Source organism: Corallococcus macrosporus DSM 14697 (assembly GCF_002305895.1).
Lineage (GTDB): Bacteria > Myxococcota > Myxococcia > Myxococcales > Myxococcaceae > Myxococcus > Myxococcus macrosporus.
Genome location: NZ_CP022203.1, coordinates 1,361,816 through 1,382,450, shown reverse-complemented (window position 1 = coordinate 1,382,450; position 20,635 = coordinate 1,361,816). Strand labels below are relative to the sequence as shown.

Sequence of the window (20,635 nt, the reverse complement as noted above, 5' to 3'; positions counted from 1 at the left end):
CTCCCGGTGGAGGCCGTTCTACTTCTTTCCGGCCTCCGGGGTGGCCCGTTCGAACTGGAAGGTCTGCTTCGTCTTGTCGTCCACCATGAGCGTCAGGACGCCCTCCTCCAAGTCCCAGACATAGGCGCCGCCCTTGAACTTCAGCTTCGGCCCCGTCAGGGGAATCACCCGCTTGTCGCCGCACACCGGGCCCACCGCCTGTCCGTCCCGCGTGCGCAGCCGCACCCGGTCCTCGCCCGACAGCTCCAGCGTGCCCCAGGCGCGGACCACCAGCGAGTTGCCCTGCCCCAGCGTCGCGGCCTCCAACGAGGTGCGCAGCACGAAGCAGCCCGACGGCGTCACCTGCAACGAGCGCGCGTAGTCCGAGCGCGGCTGCGCCTCGATGCGCTCCTCCCGGACCTCCTCTTCCTCCGGGAGGCTCGCGGCCACCAGCGTCCAGGTCCCCACCAGGTCCTTGGGCGGCGGCGCGCCCTGGGCCGTCACGCCCTCGCACGGCGCGGGGACTTCCTTCTCGGGGCTGGGCGGGGCCGGCTCGAAGGAGCGCTGGCAGACGGGCAGGCACGCCCGGGGCCCGCACCGCGCGTCGTTCGGCGCGCAGCCCGCGCGCTGGGTACAGGCCTTGAGCCGCTCCAGCGCCTGCTCACAGTCCTGACGCATGCAGGTGTCGACGCACTCGGCGTCGATGCACTCGGCCACGCAGGCCCAGTTGGTGGCGCCGCACACGCCCGCCACGGTGCGCGGACGCTGCGGCGAGGACGTCTGGGCGGCGGACGGCAGCGCGGCGCCCAGCGCCAGGAACAGGACGACGAGTCGGGAAGAGGACATGCCTTCCGCGCAAGCTAGTCACGCCCTCCTCGCCCGCGGAGCCTCCCGCTGGCGGGAGCTGTCCACCCGCCAGCACTGCGGGCGGGTGCACTGCGCTCAGGTGAACTGCCAGCGCCAGGTGCGCACGTCGGCGGGCTCCACCAGCTCCAGCTCGAAGGACAGCGTGTCGAAGCGCTCGAACTCCCGCGAGTCCACGCGCAAGAGCATCATCCCCGCGTGGTTCTGCCCCCGCAGCGGCGACACGTTGAAGGCCAGCTCCGCGTCGAAGGCCACCTTGTAGAAGAGGCAGAAGCCATCCACGCGGCCCTCCTCCACCACCGGCCGCGAGTAGCGCACGCGGTGCGGGAGGCCATCCGCCACCATCGTCTCCAGGTCGAAGGCGAAGGCGGGCTCCGGGTCACACAACAGGTGGTCCACTTCGTAGGAGCGGATGACTCGCGTGAAGTAGGACGGGTTCATCGCCTCGCGCAGCGTCTGCAGGCAGCTATAGTCCACGCTGGGGAAGCGCTGGCTCCAGATGAAGGGGATGCACGCCTCGTCCCGGAGCTGCACCGGCTCCACGAAGACCTCGAAGCGGTTGGGCAGGATGCGGCCGCCCGGCTTCAACACCCGGTTGCGCAGGTCCAGCACGCGCGGCACCAGCCCCGCGTCGAAGAGGGCGTCCCCCAGCAGCTCATGCAGCAGCACGTCCACCTTCTCCGGCAGTTGGAACTGCCAGGGCTGCGCGCGCACGAAGTCGATGTTCTCCATCCCGTTGCGCCGCGCCACCCACTGCGCCGTGTCCAGCAGCCGGGAGCCATCCACCGCGTAGAGCTTCTTCGGACGGCGGCTGGCGGCCAGGAAGGTCCGCAGGCCCGTGCCGGTACACGCGTCCATGACGACCTGCCCCGGCCGCACATAGCGCTCGCAGGCCCTGCGCCAGGCCTCCACCCGCTCCGGGTCCGCGAGCGTGTAGTCCTGCGGCGCGGGACTGGACAGGGACAGGCTGTCCGGCACCACGTTGCGTGGCAACTGGGACACCAGCGTGGAATGGCTGAGCCGTGAACGCAGGTCCATCAATGCCTGTCGAGGCATGTCGAGCAGATTGGGCATGTGGCATCCCCCCGGATGCGTGGGTCCGTCGGTCGGCGCTTCCGGTGCGGACAGGACACCGGAATTTCCGATATTGCATGACTTGCAGGCTCGATTCCATCCAGCGGCGGGACGGGATGAGTGTCCCCCGGTCAACAGCTCACGGCTCAACGCGGGAGGGCCGGCGGGTGCCTGGAGGCGCGAGCGCGGCGCGACAGCCAGTCGTGGAGGAAGGCTTGAACGGCGGGGTGCTGGGACTGGCGGAAGGCCTCCGGCGCGGCGTGCTCGATGATGCGTCCTTCATGGAGCAGCGCCAGGCTGTCCGCCACCTGGAAGGCGGAGGCCACGTCCGGGGTGATGACGAGCGCCGAGGCCTGGAGCCGGTGCTTGCCGGTGAGGATGACGTCCACCACGGACCGGGTCCGCAGCGGATCCAAGCCCGCGGTGGGGTCGTCATAGAGGAGGATTTTCGGCTCCAGCACCACCGCGCGGGCAAAGGCGGCGCGCTTGAGCATGCCGCCGGACAGCTCGCCGGGCCGCAGCTTCGCCGCGTCCTCCAACTCCACCAGGGCCAGCACACGCCGCACGCGCTCGCGCACCTCGCGCTCCACCAGATGGAGCCGCTCGCGGAGCGGGAAGGCGACGTTGTCCTCGACGGTGAGCGAGTCGAAGAGGGCGCCGCCCTGGAAGAGGATGCCCAGCTTGCGGCGCACGCGCTCCATCCCCGCCGCGTCCAGCCAGGCCAGGTCCTCGCCGTCCACGCGCACCGTGCCGCGGTCCGGGCGCAGCAGGCCGTCCAGGTGCTTCATCAGCACCGTCTTCCCGGAGCCCGACACGCCCAGCAGCACGCACGTGGTGCCCGTGGGAACCACCAGGTCCACCCCCCGCAGCACGTGCTGCGCGCCGAAGGACTTGTGGACGTTCTCCAGTTCGATGGCATTGCGCTGCGCCGGCTCGGCCATCCCACGCCCCCAAGGTCCCGGCAGCGCTGCCCGGGCATGGGATTGTGGCGGGCGCGGCGGGCCGCTCGCGACCCGCCTTCCAGTCGGAGCTCAGCGCCGGGCCCTGGACAGTGCCGTGCGGGCTCAGGCCTTGGGTGGGCCTTCGCGCAGCTTCGCGCCGAAGCGCAGCAACTGCTCACGCGCCCGGAGCAACGCGGCCCGGGGAATCGAGAACACGGCCCGCACCCGCTCCGGCTCTCCACACCACGGGCCTCCGTTCAGGACGACGTGCGTGTGCTCGTACACCACCCGAGGCAGGTTCTCCGGCGTCAGCCGCACGCCGTCGACCTCCTGCCCCAGCCAGGCCGTCACCCGGGGTGAGAGGAAGAGGCCCCCCGCGTCCCCCGCGTCCGAGCGCCCATCCCCCGGCAGCGCCTCGGCCAGCAGCTCGCGCTTCTCCGCCAGCTCCCGCCGCATCTTCACCAGGAAGGCCCGCAGCGCGCGGTGACGTGCGGGGTATAGCAACTGCCCATCCGGGCTGCGGGCATACGCCGCATACAGGTACGCCGCCGCGCGCGCCGTCATCAGGTGGAGCGCGCCGGGGCCGCTATCACGCACCGCCGCGGCCAGCGCCCGGTCCTTCGTCGCGAGCCAGCCCACGCGAAGCCCACCGGCCGCGAACTCCTTGGACAGGCCCCCCAGCACCACCGTGCGGGCGCCGATGCCGGGCACCGCGCCCTCCAACGTCACCGGGCTGGGCACCGTCTCCGCCGTGGGGCTGGTGAGGTTCACCAGGCCGAAGATTTCGTCCGACACCAGCAGGCAGCGCTGCTCCACCACATAGGTGGCCAGGGCCACCAACTCCTCGCGGGCCAGGTAGACGCCCGACGGGTTCGACGGCTGCGAGACGACGATGGCATCCGGCGCCCCACCGCCCTGCCCTCGCCGGGCCAGCAGGCCCGACAATGGCCCCTGCTCCACGTCACAGCCCGCGGAGACGAAGGTCGGCGGCAGCACGCCGTAGCACGGCGTCGTCACGTAGACGCGCGGCGCGCGGCCCAGCCGCTGGCGCAGCGCCACGCCCAGGTGGTGGATGAGCGGCCAGACGCCCGGCGCCACCGCCATCTCCTCCGGCGCGTACCGCACCGCGCGCGACTCCAGCAGGAAGGCGGACACGGCCTCCGCGAGCCCCGTCTGCGCCGCGGGCTCGCGCGGCGCGACGCCGGCGGCGATGAGTCCCTCCACCAGCGGCGGCGGCAGCGGGCCCTCGTTCTCACCGTAGTCCAGGCGCACCAGCTCCGCGTCGTCCTCCCGGAACACCTTGGGCGCGAAGGCGGGGAAGGCCATCAGCCGCTCCATCCTCCGCGAGCGAGGCAGCGCCACCACGGGCGGCCTGCGCGGCGCGGGCGCCTCCGGCTCCGCGAAGGAGATGCGGAACGACAGCAGGTCGGCGAAGGTGCGCTCGTAGAACGCCTGCGCCAGGGTGCTGATGCGCGAGTACGTGACTTCCGCCGCGGCCTCCAGGTCCCCCCGCAGCGTGGGCGGCACCGGCATCAGCAGCGTCAGCTCCAGGTCCGGCCACACCGCGTTCTTGATGAGGCCATAGAGCACCACCAGGTTGGGGGCGTGGGCCTCGCGGGCCAGGAACTCGAAGAGCGTGTGCGGCTCCACGCCGCCGGTGATGTTGAAGAAGGCGCTTTCATCCAACACCACCCAGATGCCACGGCGCGCCGCCTCCGCGACGATGTCGCGCAGCACGGACAGGTTGGTGCGCTCCCCCTTCTCCACCGTGAGCAGCACCATCTTCACGTTGAAGGCGGACAGGAGCCGGCGAATCTCCGCCAGCGAGGTGTGCGTCACCGTGGCGCGCACCCCCGCCTTCTCCAGCGCGCGCGCGTAGAGCGGGTGGAGGTTGCGCGACACCAGCACCTCGTCACCCACGTCGCAGGTGGCCATCAGCAGCGAGTACACCGCCTGCTCGCGCTCCGGGGCGACGAAGACCTCTTCCTCGGCCAGCCGCAGTCCGAAGTACCGGTCCAGGTAGCGCACCACCTGCTGGCGGAACGACGCGTCGCCCGCCTCGTGCGCGTAGGGCATCAGCGGGCCCTTCGCCAGGCGCGCCGCCAGGTCGGCCACGAAGCCAAGCTGCTCCGCCGACGCCGCGCCCAGGTCCAGCTCCTCCTGCAACGCCGACGCGCCCAGCTCGCGCAGCGCGGCCCGCAGCGCCAGCGTCTCGCGCGGCAGGGCGAGGTGCGCCTCCCACACCGCCACCTCGTGCCACACCGGGTGCCCGGCCTGGAGCCAGCCCAGCGCGGTGGCCGCGCGCAGCGGCTCCGGGCTGCGGGCCTCCATGAAGAACTCGAACTCGCGGCCGGTGCGCTGCTCCAGGGCCACCAGGGGACGGATGTCCGTATCCGCCGCCTGCATCACCCTGCGGGCCACGCGCACGTGCGTGTCGAAGCCGCGGCGGGTGAACATCCGCTCCATGATGACGCGCCCGGGCCGGCCCGCGAGGTTGAGCAGGAGCCGTCCGGTGGGTGACAGCCGCTCCGGCGCTTCATCCAACAGCCGCGCGATGAGGCCGAGCCCGAAGTGGTCCTCGTAGACGTTCTGCAGCGTGCAGTAGTTGGACAAGTCATGGAGCGCCTGCTCGTCCGCCTGGGACAGCTCGGCGGGCAGATCCTCCTCGCCTCGCAGGACCTGCGGAATGCAGCCCACCACGAAGTCCCACGGGGCATCCGAGGGTACTCCGCGCAACAGGTCGCTCTCCCCGAAGGACAGGCGCGAGGCCAGCGCCTCGTCTCCGTTGAGCCACGCGTTGCAGCGCGCCACCACGGGTGAGTGGGGATTGAGGTCCGCGCCATGCACGTGCGCCAGCCGGCTGAACTTCGCCAGCGCGATGCAAATCCACCCCGAACCGGCGCCCACCTCGACGAGCCGCTTTCCCGAATACTCATCCAGCGGGACGCTCAGCAGGCCCTCCAGGAAGGTGTAGGCCCACGCCTCGGGCGCGAAGATGGACGGGAGCAGGAACAGCTCCAGCCGCTCCTGGGAAGCGCCCACCGACACCGTCACCGACACCAGCCGCAGCGGCGCCGTCTCCGGTTGGTGCCGCGACAGCTCCGCCAGCTCGCGGAGCTCGGTCAGCGCGCGGGGCCGCCGGTCCACATGGGACAGGTCCTCGGACAGCGCGCGCAGCAGGTGAAACGCCTCACGGGGTGTGGAGGGGTAGGTCGGCATGACGCGCGGACTGTCCCGAGCCCCCCGCCCCCTGTCAACGCTGGGATGGCGCCCGGATGAAACCCTTTGGCGCCCTGGGGTGAGTCAAGGAAATGCCGACTCGCCGTAATAAAGGGCATCAGGGACGAGGTCGCCCGCCACCGCGCCAGGGAGCCTCGGAAGGAGCACGCGCGGTACCGACGGAGCAGCATCCATGTCGCTCATGCCTGTGGATGGACCCCGTAGTGGAGAGGGGGCAGTGATGGAGATGAACGTTTCGAGGCCGGTGCTTGCTGGGGGATTCTGGAAGAAGAAGCGCACGCAGCCGGTGAAGCGCGCCAGGGACGCGTCGCTGGTGCGGTGGGAGTCACAGCCGTGGCGCCGGCAGTTGCGCGACGCGGCGGAGTACGAGCACCCGGTGGCCCGCGCCGCGCTGGTGCAGGCGCTGACGGCGGAAGGCCTGACGATGGACGCGGACGCGGCGCGCTTCGCGGGGGCCAGCGAGGACCAAGACTGCATCAGCATCGCGCAGGTGCTGCGCTTCGCGGACTCGCTCGTGCTGCGCATGGCGCTGGCGTGTACGGATGACCACGTGCTCCAGCTCGCGCACCTGCGCCGCAACGCCGAGGACCTGGCGGAGCGGATGATTGAGTGGGCCAACGCGGGCCGGTTGTAGGGCAATGGTCGCGCGCCAGCGTTCGCGCTGCGCGCGGGTTACCCCGGGTCGAGCGCCCAGGTGCCTTCTTCCCAGCGCTTCAGGGCTTGCTGTGCGCCGAACGGAACCAGCCCTTGTCCCTTGGCGGCTTCTTCCAGGACCGCCCTGGCTTCGGCGGTCCGGTAGCGGAGCAGATGTGCGGCGGCCATGACACGCACGTCCATGCGCTCATGCTTGAGCAGCGCAAGGAGAGCGTCTCGACCTGCGTCCCCATGCGCCAGGAGCGTATCGACAGCGGCACCGTATTTCCTGGCGTGCTTGTTCCCGGTCTTGGCATCTCCTCGAAAGATGGCCTCCGTCTGCGCTGCTACGTTCAGTGCGAACTGCTCGACCAGCGCCTCCAACTTCATCACCAAGCCCCCTTCGCCACGTTCTCAATGGCCAGTCGCCCGAATTCGCGCTGTGCCTCGTAAGACTGAGTGCCCAGCCATTGCCGCACGGTCAGCGTGCCAGAGCCGCAGTGCGTCCGCCTTGACAACGTAGGAGCCCGGCTGTTCTCACGGGGACATGCTCTCCTCGCTCGTCCTGGCCGCCACCCTGGCAGCGGCCCCTGCTCCCCGCTCCGCCGCTTCGGCGAAGACGCTCATCCATGTGCCCAAGGTGGATGCGTTGACGGGTCTGGCCGCGTTCCTGGAGCGCGCGGGCCAGTACGCCGCGCTGCTGCGTCCGGCCGCGTGGCGGACGGAACTGCATCCCTTCCTCGTCATCGACCCCACGCGGCCCCAATCCGTGTCCGAGCTGGGCCTGGACCCGGCCGGCCCGGCCACCGTGTCCATGCGGGAGGACGGCCGCGTGTCGTGCATGCAGGTGGCCGACGCCAAGCTGTTCCAGGCCAAGGCCGCCGAGGCCATCACCGCCGCGGGCGGCGCCGAACCGAAGCCCACGACGCGCGGGGGCATGACGACCGTCCGCGTCAAGCGCGACATGGGAGGCAGCATGGGCTACGCGCTGAAGGGCAAGGAGGTCTGTGCCTTCGGCGCCACCGACGGCGGCGGCGCGGGCCTGTTCAAGGAGTCCGTCCGGCTGGTGGGCAAGGCCCCCGCGAAGGATGCGCGGATGGGCAAGCTGCCGGGCGTGGCCTACGTCGTGTCGAACAACACGGTGGTGGGGCTGGAGGGAACGGCCAACGCGCTCCGGGTGGAGGCCCTCGCCTCGAAGCTGCCCCTGCCGGCCTTCCAGGCGCGGGGCACCAGTCCCTACGCGGCGACGAAGACGGAAGGACTGCTCTACTCACGTGCATCCGTCTCGCCCACGGGCATGACGCAGTCCGTGAACACGATGCGCTCCACGCTCCAGGTCGTGTGCCCCACGTGTCCCAAGGAGCAGATGGTGTCCATGGCGAAGGCCGTGACGAAGCACCTCACCGGCAACCTGCTGGTGAACATGGACCACGTCCAGGTGCGCGGCTCGCTGCGCTCGATGGCGACGCGCTTCTTCGCGGTTCGCCAGGCCGTGGCCGCCGAGCTGACGGACGTGGCCGCGGTGAAGGCCGCGCTGGCGCCGCTGGGCAAGTTCCCGGACGCGCAGGTGCTGGAGGACGGCTGGAAGCTCCCGCTCAAGGGTGGCAACGTCTTCGTGCGCATCAAGGGGAAGCAGCTCGTCCTGGGCAACGAGGAGTCGGTGACCCAGGCCACCCTGGCGGCGCTGTCCGAGACGGGCGCGAAGACGGAGCACGCCGTGGACTTCAGCGTGGACCCCAAGCGGGTCGCGGGAGGGCTGTCGCAAATCTCCCTGTCGGACATCCTGTCGGACGAGCTGCTGGCGGGCCTCTTCGCGGCCAGCGTGGAGCTGGGGCCGCTGCTTTCGCGCAGTGAGCGCATCACGGGCTGGGTGGACCCGGCGCCCGGTGGCAGCCAGCGCGGCTCGCTGACGTGGACGCTGCCCTGAGCGCCAGCGCCCCCTGGAGCAACGGCGCGGTGTGACGCCCGGTGCCGCGCCTCCAAGCAGAATGCCGCCGTGGTATGTCACGGCATCATTGCGTGACGCTGCCGGGATGCGGCGCGAGGGGGAGCCTCCACCATGATTCTGTTCCTGCCCCTGGGGGTGGACAACACCGAACTGGAGCGTCTGCCCCGGGTGTCCATCACCATCGCGGCCATCTGCGTGGTGGCCTTCTTCATCTCCTGGGTCATTCCCTCCGAGCCCATGGGCGTCGGGGAGGAGGACCTGCGCTCGATGCTGGAACAGACGCTCGAGCATCCGGACCTGCAGTTCCCCCCGGCCTGCGCTGAACGGCTGCTGTCCGATACGGGCCGGAGGATGGTGCGCAACCTGCGCCAGAACGCCACGCCCTCCGACGCACTGGAGAGCGTGGAGAACCGGCAGCAGGCCCTGGACGAGCAGTGCGAGGAGCTGATTTCCAGGCACGAGTCGAGCCTGCTCTCGCGCTTCTCCCTGGTACCCGCGCGAGGACTCGTCCAGCCCGGCTGGCTCACGTACATGTTCCTCCACTTCGGGTGGATGCACCTGCTGGGGAACCTGCTGTTCTTCTACGCGGCCAGCCTGCTCCTGGAGGACGCCTGGGGCCGGCCGCTGTTCGCGGGCCTCTTCGTGGTGGGTGGACTGGTGGCGGGCATTGCCCACTACGCCATCGACCCCGCCTCCGAGTCAGTGATGGTCGGAGCCTCCGGCGCCGTGGCCGCGTGCATGGGGGCCTTCTGTCTGCGCTTCGCCCGGCGACACGTCCGCATCGGCTACTTCATCTGGCTGCTCAAAATCTTCCGAGGCACCTTCCCCATTCCGGGCTGGGCCTGGGGCGGCCTGTGGTTCGGCAACGAGGTGCTGAACTATTACCTCCTGGGCAACAACACCGGCGTCGCCGTGATGGCCCACATCGGAGGATTCGTCTTCGGCTTCGCGAGCGCGTCCCTGCTGCGCGTCACGCAGTTGGAGGAACGAATCGTCGCGCCCGCCCTCGCGGCCAAACAGGGCGGCTGGGTGGCCGACCCGAGGCTGGCGGAAGCCCAGTCAGCGCTCGACAGCGGCGACCGCGCGGCCGCACGCGCGGGCTTCCAGCGCTTGCTGAAGAGCCAGCCGGACCACACCGACGCCTTGCTTGCATTGGGCCACATGGACCTGGAGGACGGCGCGGCACAGGCCGGTATGGCGAGAGTGGAGCGCGCGCTCCATGCGCTCGCGGAGCGCGCTTCCGCGGACGCGCTGTGGTTCGCGATGGAGCCGATGGTCGCGCGGTTGCCCATCGACAGGCTGCGGCCCGCCTCCGCCTGGAAGCTCGCCCAGGCGCTGGACACGGAAGACGCGCCGCCAGCCGCCGTGGGCACCACGGAGGCGCTGTACAGCGTGGCGGGCTCGGGCTCGGGAGCCATCGCGGTGCGCGCGCTCATCCGCGCCACGGAGCTGAGGCTGGCGCAGCACCGCCAGCACAAGGACCTCGAGCAGGCAGCCGCCTACGTCGCACGCGCGAAGCCGCTGCTGACGGGCGAGGCCGCGGCGGAGGCCAGCCGGGTCGAGGCGCTCGACGCCGAAGTCACGCGGAAGGTGAACGAGAACGCCTGGCGCAATCGGGACGTGGCGACAACCCCCGCCGTGGAGGCGGCACCCGCGCCGCCCCGCATCTTCCCCTGCCGCATCGTGGGCCTGACGGACATGGCGCTCACCGTGGAGGCCGCGAATGGCCAACGCCGGACGTTGGCCATGACCGAAGTGCTGGCGATTGCCGTGGGCATGCTGCCCGTCGCGGGCCCTCCAGGGACGCCGCCACGGCAGACGGTCCTCACCGACCTGGTGCTCTCCTGGGGGGGCGCCAACGAGGGTCCACGGGTGCTGCGGGTAAATGTCGCGGGGCTCGCGCTGAACCACTTCTACCCAGGGGTCGCGCCGCGTGAGGCCTATGCCCGGTTCCTCGCGGACATGCTGGATAGGACCAGCGCCAACGCGCTCCCGGACGCCTCTGCGCTGAAGCAGGGGCAATACCCGCGATTCAACAGCGAAGCGGAGCTGAGCCAGCACTTCTACGGCGTCAGCGCGGCGGCGGCCTGACCGCGTCGTCGGAGCTCACTCCAGGTCTTCCAACGCGAACTCAGCCTGCTCCCGATAGAGGGGCACCTGCTCCACCGCGAGCACCTCTTCTAGCAGCGCGCGCGCCCCCGCGACGTCGCCCATATCGCGAAGCCGGCGGGCTCCCGACAACGCGCGCATGAGCCGTTGAGAACCATCGCGGATGCGACGCCGCGCCTCCAGAAGCAGCGCGGTCGCCGTGGCCACACCCGAGACGGAGGCATGGGCCTCCTCTTCAGGAATGCCCACCTCCCGCGCCGAGCGGAGGAGCAGGTCACGCACCTCGGATGTCAGCGCCAGCGGCTCGCCCGCCTCCACCTGCCGCGCCAGCTCACGCACCGGGTCCCAATCAATCGACTCGGCCATGACCCTACTCGCCCTTCCTGCGGCGGCACTTGTCCACGGGCCACTCCTGTTGCCCTTCGCAGTACCGGAAGCAGTCGTAACAAGAGCCCGTCCAGTCCTGCTCCTTGCACTGGGCGTAGATGTCGATGCACACCTGCTTCCACTCCGGGACGGCCTCTTCAGTGGCGTCGGACGCGGACTCCACGGCCTTCATCGGCAGCAGGAACCTGCTCGCCTCCGAGGCCGTCAGCCCACACCGCTCTGGCGTGGCCGGGTGCGTCTTCACGCAGCAGCTCACCGTTGAATCCATGGGGCCGCATTGCGCCTGGGCCAGGTACACGGGCTGACGAGCCGCGGTGGAATGAGCGCTCCCGCCACACCCCAGCGCCGAGAGAACAACGGCGGCCAGTGGGCCCCACGCCGAACAGCCACGCAAGGATGGCTCGTTTTCCATGAATAACAGCTTACACCCGCTTCATTCATGGACAACCCTCCTCCGCCTCCGCGCAGCGCACGGACGTCACCCACCCGTCCCGTATGCAACGCATCAGGTAGGGAGCACAAGCAGAGACTCACCATACCGGGTGGTCAGTGCCTCGCGCGGCGATTCGGGGTGACAGCACCGGGGCCCACGGACTGAATCCGTCACGCCGGCCGCTCCTGCCGCCACCGTCGCTCCTGCTGTCCTGCCCGCTCCTCGCGCGCCTGGTACAGCGACATGCCGCGCTGCACGTCATTCACGTCCAGCGTGCCGGCCAGCGCCCCATCCGCCTCCACCACGACGAGCTGGGGCATCTCCTCCTCGGCCATGCGCCGCAGCGCCGTCCAGCCATCCTCATCCAGCCGCACCGCCACGGCGGGCACCATCACCTCGCGCGCCGTCCGCGTCATCCGCTCCGCATCCGGCACGGCCCGCACCGTCTCCAGCGCCACCTGCCCCACCGGCCGCCCGTCCTCCGTCACCGGCAGCAGCAACAGCCGCTCCCGCCGCAAGTCCCACAGCGCCTGTTCCAAAGACGCCCCCGCCTCCACGCCCACGCGGCGCGGCGTCATCAGGTCGGCCACGGGCACGCGCTCCAGCGTCGCCTTCATCCGCACCTGCTGCGCCTCCCCCTGCGCGCCCATGAAGATGAAGAACGCGATGACGGCCAGGAACGGATTGAGCGACAGCACCGCCCCTACGCCGAACAGCACCGCGAACCCACGCCCCAGCCACGACGCCACCTGCGTGGCGCGCACCAGGCCCAGCCGCCCCGCCAGCGACGCGCGGACGATGCGCCCGCCATCCATGGGGAACGCGGGCAGCAGGTTGAACACGCCCAGGAACAGGTTCAGGCTGGCCATGTAGAAGAGCGCGAACTGGACGTTGAACGAGCCCTCCCTCGGGAGCAGCCACGTCGCGCCGCCCAGCAACACGGCCAGCAGGATGCTCGTCAACGGCCCCACCGCCGCCATCAACGCTTCGTCCCGGGGACGCGGCGGCGCCTCTGTCAGCTCCGACACACCGCCCACCATCATCAACGTAATCGAGCGCACCGTCCCGCCACGGCGCAGCGCGTAGACCGTGTGCGCCAGCTCGTGGACGAACACGGACGCGAACAGGCCCACCGCCACCGCCAGGCCCCACAGCGCGGGCGAGCCGCTCAAGCGCTCTGGAGCCACCTCCGCCACCTCCGCCGCGCGGCGGAACGCGCCGCCGAACAGGAACGCCAGCAGCGGAAGGACCAGCACCAACGAGAAGTGGACGCGGACGGGAATGCCGCGGAACGAGCCGATCTGAAAGGAACCTCGCGCGGCACGCATGGCGGCCCTCCTGTGGCTTCAACCTCCGTCCCCTCCACGCGGCGCGCACGGACCCGCCAGCGGCCCGGCCGGCTGTCCGCCCCCCGAGTGTCGGCTCCACGGCCTTCGGGATGTCCGCCCGCGAGCACGGCCGCGGCCGCTTCCTCCAGGGCATGCGCCTCCCGCCTACGCTGGGCACGTCGGCCCCAGCGTCCCCCCGCCTTGGAGGCACCATGTGGAACCTGGTCGCGTATGCGTGGACGGCATGGCGGATGGCGCGGGCCATCCGAGACCCGGAGGAACTCCAGGACGTCCTGGGTCTGGCCCCGGTGCTCGCGCCCCCCATGGCGATGCGCCGGCTGGTAGAGCGGCTGATGCGCCACGCCTCCGCGGCCCAGGCCTTCATCGAGCGCCCGCGCGTGGGCCTGCTCGACCTGGCCGCGCTGCGCGCCCTGCCCGAGCACACCCTGGGGCGTGCCTTCGCCGACCACCTGGAGGCGAACCGGGTGGACCCTCACGCCCTGCCCTACCTGGAGGCCCACACCGACGAGGAGTACGTGCGCGCGCACCTGCTCGAATCCCACGACGTCTGGCACGTCCTCACGGGCTTCCCGACGAGCGTGGCCGGAGAGCTGGGCCTCCAGGCCTTCAGCCTGGCCCAGGTAGGCAGCCCCTTCGCCCTGGGCGTCCTCGCCGGCGGCCTGACGAACACCCTCCTCTACGCGTTCTCCCAGCGCGAGGAGCGCATGCGCGCCATCGTCCGGGGCTGGCTGCTGGGACAACGGGCCCGCCTCCTCTTTGGTGCACCCTGGCGCCAGATGTGGGAGTCGCCCCTGACGGAGGTCCGTCAGCGCTACGGCCTGGACCTGGCGGCGGTGGATGCAGTGCTTGACGACCCCATGCATCCGGCCATGGCAACCAGGAATCCAGGCAGCGCGTCAGCGCCCCAATCATGCTAGACGCGCCCCATGGACCAGACTCCCGAGAACGACCCCCTCCGCGCCCGGCTCGAGAAGATGGAGAAGCAGGCCGAGCTGGGCGGCGGCGCAGACCGCATCGCCAAGCAGCACGAGGCCGGCAAGCTGACGGCCCGCGAGCGCATCGACCTGCTCCTTGACGCCGGCTCCTTCTGCGAGCTGGACAAGTTCGTCACCCACCGCTCGAACGAGTTCGGCATGGGCGACAAGAAGATTCCGGGCGACGGCGTCGTCACCGGCTACGGCACCGTGGAGGGCCGCAAGGTCTTCGTCTTCGCCCAGGACTTCACCGTCTTCGGCGGCTCGCTGTCGGGCGCCTACGCGCAGAAGATCTGCAAGATCATGGACCTGGCCACCCGCGTGGGCGCGCCCGTCATCGGCCTGAACGACTCGGGCGGCGCGCGCATCCAGGAAGGCGTGGAGAGCCTGGCCGGCTACGCGGACATCTTCGTGCGCAACACGCTGGCCTCCGGCGTGGTGCCCCAGATTTCGCTCATCATGGGTCCGTGCGCGGGCGGCGCGGTGTACTCGCCGGCCATCACCGACTTCATCATGATGGTGAAGGACACCTCGTACATGTTCATCACCGGCCCGGACGTCATCAAGACGGTGACGCACGAGGAGGTGTCGAAGGAGGCGCTGGGCGGCGCCGTCACGCACAACCAGAAGTCCGGCGTGGCCCACTTCGCGGCGGAGAACGAGCAGGCCGCCATCGTGATGACGCGCGAGCTGCTCTCCTTCCTGCCCTCCAACAACCAGGAAGAGGCGCCCGTCCAGCCGTGTGAGGACGACCCGTTCCGGGCCGAGGAGTCGCTCAAGACGATTGTCCCGGCGAACCCCAACAAGCCCTACGACATCAAGGAAGTCATCAAGGCCATCGTCGACGACAAGCACTTCTTCGAGGTGCAGGAGCACTTCGCGAAGAACATCGTCATCGGCTTCGCGCGCATGAACGGGCGCAGCGTGGGCGTGGTCGCCAACCAGCCCGCGGTGCTCGCCGGCGTGCTGGACATCGACGCCAGCATCAAGGCCGCGCGCTTCGTGCGCTTCTGCGACTGCTTCAACATCCCGCTCGTCACGCTGGTGGACGTGCCCGGCTTCCTCCCCGGCACCGACCAGGAGTGGGGCGGCATCATCACCCACGGCGCCAAGCTGCTGTACGCCTACGCCGAGGCCACCGTCCCCAAGGTCACCGTCATCACCCGCAAGGCCTACGGCGGCGCCTATGACGTCATGGCGTCCAAGCACATCCGCGCGGACATGAACTTCGCCTGGCCCACCGCCGAAATCGCCGTCATGGGCCCCGAGGGCGCGGTCAACATCATCTTCCGCAACGAGCTGCTCAAGGCGAAGGACGCCGCCGCCGAGCGGGCGAAGCTGACGGCGGACTACCGCGAGAAGTTCGCCACCCCGTTCAAGGCGGCCGAGCTGGGCTACATCGACGAAATCATCCGTCCGGAGGAGACGCGCGCCAAGCTCATCCGCGCCCTGGAGCTGCTGAAGGACAAGCGCCAGGAGAACCTCCCCCGCAAGCACGGCAACATCCCGCTCTAGGTTTCTTCCAGGCCCCGCCTGTCTGCCCTCCGTCGCCAGCAGGGCAGGCAGGCGCCCGCGAAGGGGGAAATTTGGGGGTGACGAACGGGCTTACAGGGGCCAAGGAAAGGAACCTCATTTTGTCCCACCGCCGCCTCATCCTCTTTCTCTCCGACGTCGAAGGAAACCTCACCGCCCTGCGCCAGACGCTCAAGCGCGTCTGCGAAGCGGTGGACCTGGCCACGCCCGAGGTGAAGTGGGTGGAGCCTCCGCCAGAGGGGCTGGCCGATGCGGGCTGGCACGCCGTCGAGCTGGAGCTCCCGCCCGCCCCCGGCCGCAAGGCCCGCAAGTCCGAGCAGCCCTTCCTGGAGGAGCAGCTCGACGCCATGAGCCAGGCCGTGGCCCAGGACTTCCGCGACCGGGCGCTGGGCCTCTTCGTGGACCGCGAGCACAGCTACGCGCGCTCCTGCATCAGCGGCCCGGGCCGTCCGTCCAAGGCCGTGGAAGGTGAGGTTCTGGACGTCATCCGGCAGGCCGCGCGCTGGCTGGACGTGGAGACGGGCATGCTGGCCCGCCTCTTCGGCGGCGGCAACGCGGCACGCAACCTGTTGGCTGCCGCTGTCGACTTCGGCAACGAACCTGGCCGGTCGGGTCCTCCCGCGCCTCCGGAGCCGGACGAGGACGACCGCTTCGTGGAGGCCAAGCTGTCGCAGGCCCGCGCCTACATGGAGCAGTACCTGAACGCGCGGAAGTAGAGGCGGAAAACCGGGGCGCCCCGTGCTAGACGGGCCCCATGCCCAAGATCCGCAAAGTGCTCGTCGCCAATCGCGGCGAGATCGCCATCCGGGTGATGCGCACGTGCAAGGAGCTCGGCATCGCCACGGTGGCGGTGTACTCGGAGGCGGACCGCTCCGCCCTGCATGTGCGCACGGCCGACCAGGCCATCTTCGTGGGGCCCCCGCCTTCGCGTGAGAGCTACCTGGTGCAGCAGCGCATCCTCGACGCCGCGAAGCAGGCTGGCGCGGATGCCATCCACCCCGGCTACGGCTTCCTCTCCGAGAACGCCTCCTTCGTCCGCGCCTGCGAGTCCGCCGGGCTGACCTTCATCGGTCCGCCCGCGTCCGCCATGGACTCCATGGGCGAGAAGACGCGCGCCCGCGCGAACATGATCAAGGCCGGCGTGCCCGTGGTGCCCGGCACCACCGAGCCCATCCCCTCCGTGGAGGAGGCGCGCGCCTACGTGGAGAAGATTGGCTTCCCCGTCATGCTCAAGGCCGCGGGCGGCGGCGGCGGCAAGGGCATGCGCAAGGTGGAGCGCATGGAGGACTTCGAGTCCTCGTGGCGCTCCGCCAAGAGCGAGGCCCTCAACGCCTTTGGCAACGACGCCGTCTACATCGAGAAGTACCTGGAGAAGCCACACCACGTGGAGATCCAGGTCTTCGCCGACCAGTACGGCAACACCATCCACCTGAACGAGCGCGAGTGCTCCGCGCAGCGCCGTCACCAGAAGGTGGTGGAGGAGACGCCCAGCCCCATCCTCACGCCGGAGCTGCGCGCGAAGATGGGCGAGGTCGCGGTGAAGGCGGCCAAGGCCGTCAACTACGTGGGCGCCGGGACGGTGGAGTTCCTGGTGGACGTGCACCGCAACTTCTACTTCCTGGAGATGAACACCCGCCTCCAGGTGGAGCACCCGGTGACGGAGTGGGTGACGGGCCTGGACCTGGTGGCCATGCAGATTCGCGCCGCCGAGGGCGAGAAGCTCGGCCTCACCGAGGCGCCCCAGCCGAACGGGCACTCCATCGAGGTCCGCGTCTACGCCGAGGACCCGAGCCGCAACTTCATGCCCAGCCCGGGCAAGATTACGTACCTGCGCGTGCCGGGCGGACCGAACGTGCGCGACGACTCGGGCGTGTTCCCCGGGTACACCGTGCCCAACGTCTACGACCCGATGATCTCCAAGCTGTCCGTGTGGGCCCCCACGCGGCGCGAGGCGATTGCCCGCGCCCAGCGCGCGCTGTCCGAGTACGTGGTGAAGGGCATCACCACCAACATCCGCTACCTGAAGGCCATCCTGGCGAACCCCGAGTTCATCGAGGGCGACTACGACACCAGCTTCCTCACCCGCCAGCACGACACGCTGCTGGGAAAGGAGGACCCGAAGCTGAGCGAGATGGCGCTGCTGGCCGGCGTGGTGCACGCGTACCAGCGGGACCAGAAGCGCGCGAAGACGCTGCCCGGCGCCGGTGGGGGCCAGGGCGGTGGCAACGGCGGCGTCTCCCCGTGGAAGCTGGCGCTGCGCACGCGCCGCTAACCCCCAGAGCTCGGAAGGACTTCCATGCGTTACTTCACGAAGCAGCAGGGCCAGAAGGAAGCCGTCCCCGTGGACCTGGAGCCGCTGGGGAACGACCAGTTCAAGATCACCGTGGGCGCCACCACGTACCAGGTGGACGCGCTGGCGCTGGAGCACGGCACGCTGTCCATGCTGGTGGACGGCCAGTCGTACAACGTCGAGTTCGAGGAGAACGGCGACGAGATTGGCGTGCTCCTGCGTGGCCAGGTGAACCGCATCGACGTGGCGGATGAGCGCCGGCTGCGGCTGCGCGCGGCCAACGCGGCCTTCTCCGTCGAGGGCAAGCAGCTCGTCACCGCGCCCATGCCCGGCAAGGTGGTGAAGGTGCTGGTGAAGGTGGGCGACGAGGTGAAGGAGGGCCAGGGCCTGGTGGTGGTGGAGGCCATGAAGATGGAGAACGAGCTCAAGAGCCCCAAGGCCGGCAAGGTGACGGAGCTGTTCGCCAAGGAAGGCACCGCCGTGGAGAACAACGCCAGGCTGGTGGTGGTGGAGTAGCCACGGACTGCGCAGGCTCGCGGCGGGCTGCTAAGGTCCGCCGCGCGTTCCCCTGCCCCCCGCGGGTCCGCCGAGGTCACACCGAATGGAGATGCTCTGCACCCTGCGCAGCGCCACCGAGGCCCAGCGCGCCGCCCTGCTCCAAGCGCCCGAGGCGCTGGAGGCGTTCCTCGACGACGAGGAGGACTTCGGTGACCCGAAGGGCTCGGCCTTCGTGGAGCTGGACATCGGCGAGGCGTGGCACGGGCTCCAGTACCTGCTCACGGGGACGCCGTGGGAGGGCGCCGCGCCGCTGGACTTCCTGGTGCGCGGCGGCGAGGACGTGGGCGACATCCCCTCCGACGAGGGCACCGCGCGCGTCTTCTCCCCCGCGGACGTGCAGGCCCTGTCCGCCGCGCTCCAGCGGGTGACGGAGAAGACGCTGCGCGCGCGCTTCGACGCGCCCGCCATGCAGGCCCGGGACATCTACCCCGGGACGTGGGATGAGCCCGAGGCCGAGGTCGACCCGCTGGAGGAGCTGGTCTCCTACTTCGAGGAGCTCCAGAAGTTCGTGGCCTCGGTGGCCAGGCGCGGCGAGGCGCTGCTGGTGCACATCGGCTGACGGCCGGCGGACGTGGCCCTCAGCCCGTCACCACGTCGTGCCCCAGCTTGAGCACCAGGGCCAGCACCACGCCCAGCACCACCTTGCGCACCAGCCGGTCGCCGCCCTTCACCGCCAGGTGCGCGCCCAGCCAGGCGCCCGTGAATTGGGCGCCGGCCATGGGCAGCGCCACCTTCCACAGCACCACGCCCTTGAGGGCGAAGAGCGCGACGGAGGCGAGGTTGGAGGCGAAGTTCACCACCTTCGCGTCCGCGGACGCGCGCGCCAGGCCGTGCCCCAGCAGGGACGAGAAGGCCACGATGAGGAAGGTGCCCGTCCCTGGCCCGAAGAAGCCGTCATAGGTGCCGATGGCCAGCGCGATGAGCGCGCCAATGGCCCGGGCGCGCGCGGGCGGTCCGGGCTCCGGCGTGTCCCCAGGGCGCGGCGACTTGCGGAAGGCGAGGAACGCCGCCACCGCGATGAGCAGCACCAGCACCAGCGGCTTGAGCACCTCTGGCTTCACCAGCAGCACCAGCGCCGCGCCCGCGAAGGCGCCCCCCAGGCCGAAGGGGAACGTCACGCTGGCCAGCTTCCCGTCCACCAGCCCCGCGCGGGAGAAGCGCACCAGCGCGGCGAAGGAGCCGAAGACGGACTGGCCCTTGTTGGTGCCCAGCGCCACGTGGGGCGGAAGGCCCGCGGCCAGCAGCGCGGGGAGTGAGATGAGCCCGCCGCCTCCCGCGATGGCATCCACCATGCCGGCAATCAACGCCGCGAGGCACAGCAGGATGAGGTGCAGCGTACTGACGTCCACGTCCACCGGGTGAACCTCCTCGCGGGCGGCGCCTGGGTACCACGGGCCCGGGCCGCGGCCCATGACCGCCCGCTTCTTGCGTCACCGCGCGCCATGGGCGTCAATGCCGGGACGACCCCACTCCCCCGCCGAGGTCCCCGTGCTCGCTTCCTTCCTCACCGTGCTGGCGCTCACCCTGGGCTCGGTCCCCATGCCGCAGGACCCGTCCAAGCCGACGTGCCGCGCCATTGATGGCAAGGTGTCCTGCGGCTATGGGTGCAAGTCGGACGGACAGCGGGTGCGGTGCTCGCAGACGCCACAGGGCCACTGCCAGGTGTTGGACGGACAGGTGGTCTGCTACGACCCGCCGGCCTACGTGCAGAAGGCCTATGGCGACGCGCTGCCGAAGCCGGAGTGCAAGAACATCGATGGGGTGGTGGCGTGTGGCTACAACTGCGCGACCCAGCCCGGCCAGGTGAAGTGCGCGAAGTCCCCCGCGGGCGTCTGCCTGGGCCGCGGCGGCAACGTGGAGTGCTTCGACCCGCCCGCGGTGGTGTTCGCCGTGTACGGCAAGGACACGCCCCGCGCCGAGTGTCACACCAACGCCGTGGAGATGACGTGCGGCTACGGCTGCGTCAACGCGCCGGAGGGCGTGCGCTGCGCCAGGACGCCGGCGGGGGTCTGCCGGAAGGTCAACAGCAACATCACCTGCTTCGACCCCACCCCCGCCGCGCTGTGCGCCTGGAAGCGCGAATTGCCCGCGCCGCAGTGCAAGAACACGGAGGCGGGCCCGGTGTGTGGGTACAATTGCACCACGGCCTTCTCGAAGGCGGCCTGTGCGTCCACCCCGGACGGGCTGTGCAAGGTCTTCGACAGCGAGGTGTACTGCTTCGACCCGCCCGCGGAACAGAAGGCGGACGCGGCGTGTCTGTCAGCGCTCGGACTGGCGGCGCTGGATGGCGCGGCGCCCTGAGTCGAAGGAAGGGGCTCGCGCT

The 20,635-nt window shown here is 70.4% G+C and carries 19 protein-coding genes; 10 read left to right on the top strand and 9 right to left on the bottom strand.

Annotated elements, in window-relative coordinates; translation table 11 throughout:
* Nucleotides 1–18 precede the first annotated feature (18 nt).
* The 4 genes from MYMAC_RS05815 to MYMAC_RS05800 form a co-directional block, all read right to left on the bottom strand.
* Complete coding sequence (locus tag MYMAC_RS05815) at nt 19–825, bottom strand: hypothetical protein (RefSeq protein ID WP_095957359.1); 807 nt, start codon at nt 823–825, stop codon at nt 19–21.
* A 96-nt stretch (nt 826–921) separates the two neighbouring features.
* Entirely contained in the window at nt 922–1,917 is a 996-nt protein-coding gene (locus MYMAC_RS05810; RefSeq protein WP_170114702.1) for a class I SAM-dependent methyltransferase, read from the bottom strand.
* 146 nt (nt 1,918–2,063) lie between these two features.
* Nucleotides 2,064–2,858 (bottom strand): ABC transporter ATP-binding protein, encoded by a 795-nt coding sequence (locus MYMAC_RS05805; protein ID WP_095957358.1) that lies wholly within the window; start codon nt 2,856–2,858, stop codon nt 2,064–2,066.
* A gap of 123 nt (nt 2,859–2,981) precedes the next feature.
* Nucleotides 2,982–6,077 carry an aminotransferase class I/II-fold pyridoxal phosphate-dependent enzyme gene (locus MYMAC_RS05800; RefSeq protein WP_095957357.1) on the bottom strand — a complete coding sequence of 1,032 codons (3,096 nt, stop codon included), beginning with the start codon at nt 6,075–6,077 and terminating at the stop codon, nt 2,982–2,984.
* 241 nt (nt 6,078–6,318) lie between these two features.
* Between MYMAC_RS05800 and MYMAC_RS05795 the strand changes: the two genes are divergently transcribed.
* Entirely contained in the window at nt 6,319–6,732 is a 414-nt protein-coding gene (locus MYMAC_RS05795; RefSeq protein WP_013935700.1) for a hypothetical protein, read from the top strand.
* A gap of 38 nt (nt 6,733–6,770) precedes the next feature.
* On the opposite strand, the gene MYMAC_RS05790 is transcribed toward MYMAC_RS05795, so the two are convergent.
* Nucleotides 6,771–7,121 (bottom strand): DUF2019 domain-containing protein, encoded by a 351-nt coding sequence (locus MYMAC_RS05790; protein ID WP_095957356.1) that lies wholly within the window; start codon nt 7,119–7,121, stop codon nt 6,771–6,773.
* Nucleotides 7,122–7,278: 157 nt separating this feature from the next.
* Here MYMAC_RS05790 and MYMAC_RS05785 point away from each other — a divergent pair, with 157 nt between their 5' ends.
* Both MYMAC_RS05785 and MYMAC_RS05780 read left to right on the top strand, forming a co-directional pair.
* Nucleotides 7,279–8,658, top strand: coding sequence for a hypothetical protein (locus tag MYMAC_RS05785; protein WP_095957355.1), 1,380 nt, complete (start codon nt 7,279–7,281; stop codon nt 8,656–8,658).
* Nucleotides 8,659–8,790: 132 nt separating this feature from the next.
* Complete coding sequence (locus MYMAC_RS05780; RefSeq protein ID WP_095957354.1) at nt 8,791–10,770, top strand: rhomboid family intramembrane serine protease; 1,980 nt, start codon at nt 8,791–8,793, stop codon at nt 10,768–10,770.
* A 15-nt stretch (nt 10,771–10,785) separates the two neighbouring features.
* Here the strand turns inward: MYMAC_RS05780 and MYMAC_RS05775 are convergent, their stop codons facing one another.
* From MYMAC_RS05775 to MYMAC_RS05765, 3 genes are all read right to left on the bottom strand, one after another.
* Nucleotides 10,786–11,154, bottom strand: coding sequence for a DUSAM domain-containing protein (locus MYMAC_RS05775; protein ID WP_095957353.1), 369 nt, complete (start codon nt 11,152–11,154; stop codon nt 10,786–10,788).
* A 4-nt stretch (nt 11,155–11,158) separates the two neighbouring features.
* Nucleotides 11,159–11,443, bottom strand: a complete 285-nt coding sequence (locus MYMAC_RS05770; protein WP_238539889.1) for a hypothetical protein — start codon at nt 11,441–11,443, stop codon at nt 11,159–11,161.
* 335 nt (nt 11,444–11,778) lie between these two features.
* Complete coding sequence (locus MYMAC_RS05765) at nt 11,779–12,936, bottom strand: site-2 protease family protein (RefSeq protein WP_095957352.1); 1,158 nt, start codon at nt 12,934–12,936, stop codon at nt 11,779–11,781.
* A gap of 212 nt (nt 12,937–13,148) precedes the next feature.
* On the opposite strand from MYMAC_RS05765, the gene MYMAC_RS05760 reads away from it, so the two are divergent.
* The 6 genes from MYMAC_RS05760 to MYMAC_RS05735 all read left to right on the top strand — a co-directional run bounded on the left by MYMAC_RS05760 (nt 13,149) and on the right by MYMAC_RS05735 (nt 18,871).
* Nucleotides 13,149–13,874, top strand: coding sequence for a Coq4 family protein (locus MYMAC_RS05760; RefSeq protein ID WP_170114701.1), 726 nt, complete (start codon nt 13,149–13,151; stop codon nt 13,872–13,874).
* Nucleotides 13,875–13,883: 9 nt separating this feature from the next.
* A complete protein-coding gene (locus tag MYMAC_RS05755) occupies nt 13,884–15,446 on the top strand; it encodes an acyl-CoA carboxylase subunit beta (RefSeq protein ID WP_013935707.1) in 1,563 nt (520 codons plus the stop codon).
* A gap of 119 nt (nt 15,447–15,565) precedes the next feature.
* Nucleotides 15,566–16,180: a hypothetical protein gene (locus MYMAC_RS05750; RefSeq protein WP_095957351.1), complete on the top strand. Its 615-nt coding sequence runs from the start codon at nt 15,566–15,568 to the stop codon at nt 16,178–16,180.
* Nucleotides 16,181–16,218: 38 nt separating this feature from the next.
* Complete coding sequence (gene accC / locus MYMAC_RS05745; protein WP_095957350.1) at nt 16,219–17,736, top strand: acetyl-CoA carboxylase biotin carboxylase subunit; 1,518 nt, start codon at nt 16,219–16,221, stop codon at nt 17,734–17,736.
* A 24-nt stretch (nt 17,737–17,760) separates the two neighbouring features.
* Entirely contained in the window at nt 17,761–18,270 is a 510-nt protein-coding gene (locus tag MYMAC_RS38290; RefSeq protein ID WP_013935710.1) for a biotin/lipoyl-containing protein, read from the top strand.
* 85 nt (nt 18,271–18,355) lie between these two features.
* Entirely contained in the window at nt 18,356–18,871 is a 516-nt protein-coding gene (locus MYMAC_RS05735; RefSeq protein WP_095957349.1) for a YfbM family protein, read from the top strand.
* A 19-nt stretch (nt 18,872–18,890) separates the two neighbouring features.
* Here MYMAC_RS05735 and MYMAC_RS05730 read toward each other — a convergent pair whose 3' ends face one another.
* A complete protein-coding gene (locus MYMAC_RS05730; protein WP_095961479.1) occupies nt 18,891–19,667 on the bottom strand; it encodes a TSUP family transporter in 777 nt (258 codons plus the stop codon).
* 133 nt (nt 19,668–19,800) lie between these two features.
* Between MYMAC_RS05730 and MYMAC_RS05725 the strand changes: the two genes are divergently transcribed.
* The gene (locus MYMAC_RS05725; protein ID WP_095957348.1) at nt 19,801–20,613 is read left to right on the top strand and encodes a hypothetical protein; all 813 of its coding nucleotides are present in this window, start codon (nt 19,801–19,803) and stop codon (nt 20,611–20,613) included.
* The last annotated feature ends 22 nt before the right edge of the window (nt 20,614–20,635 follow it).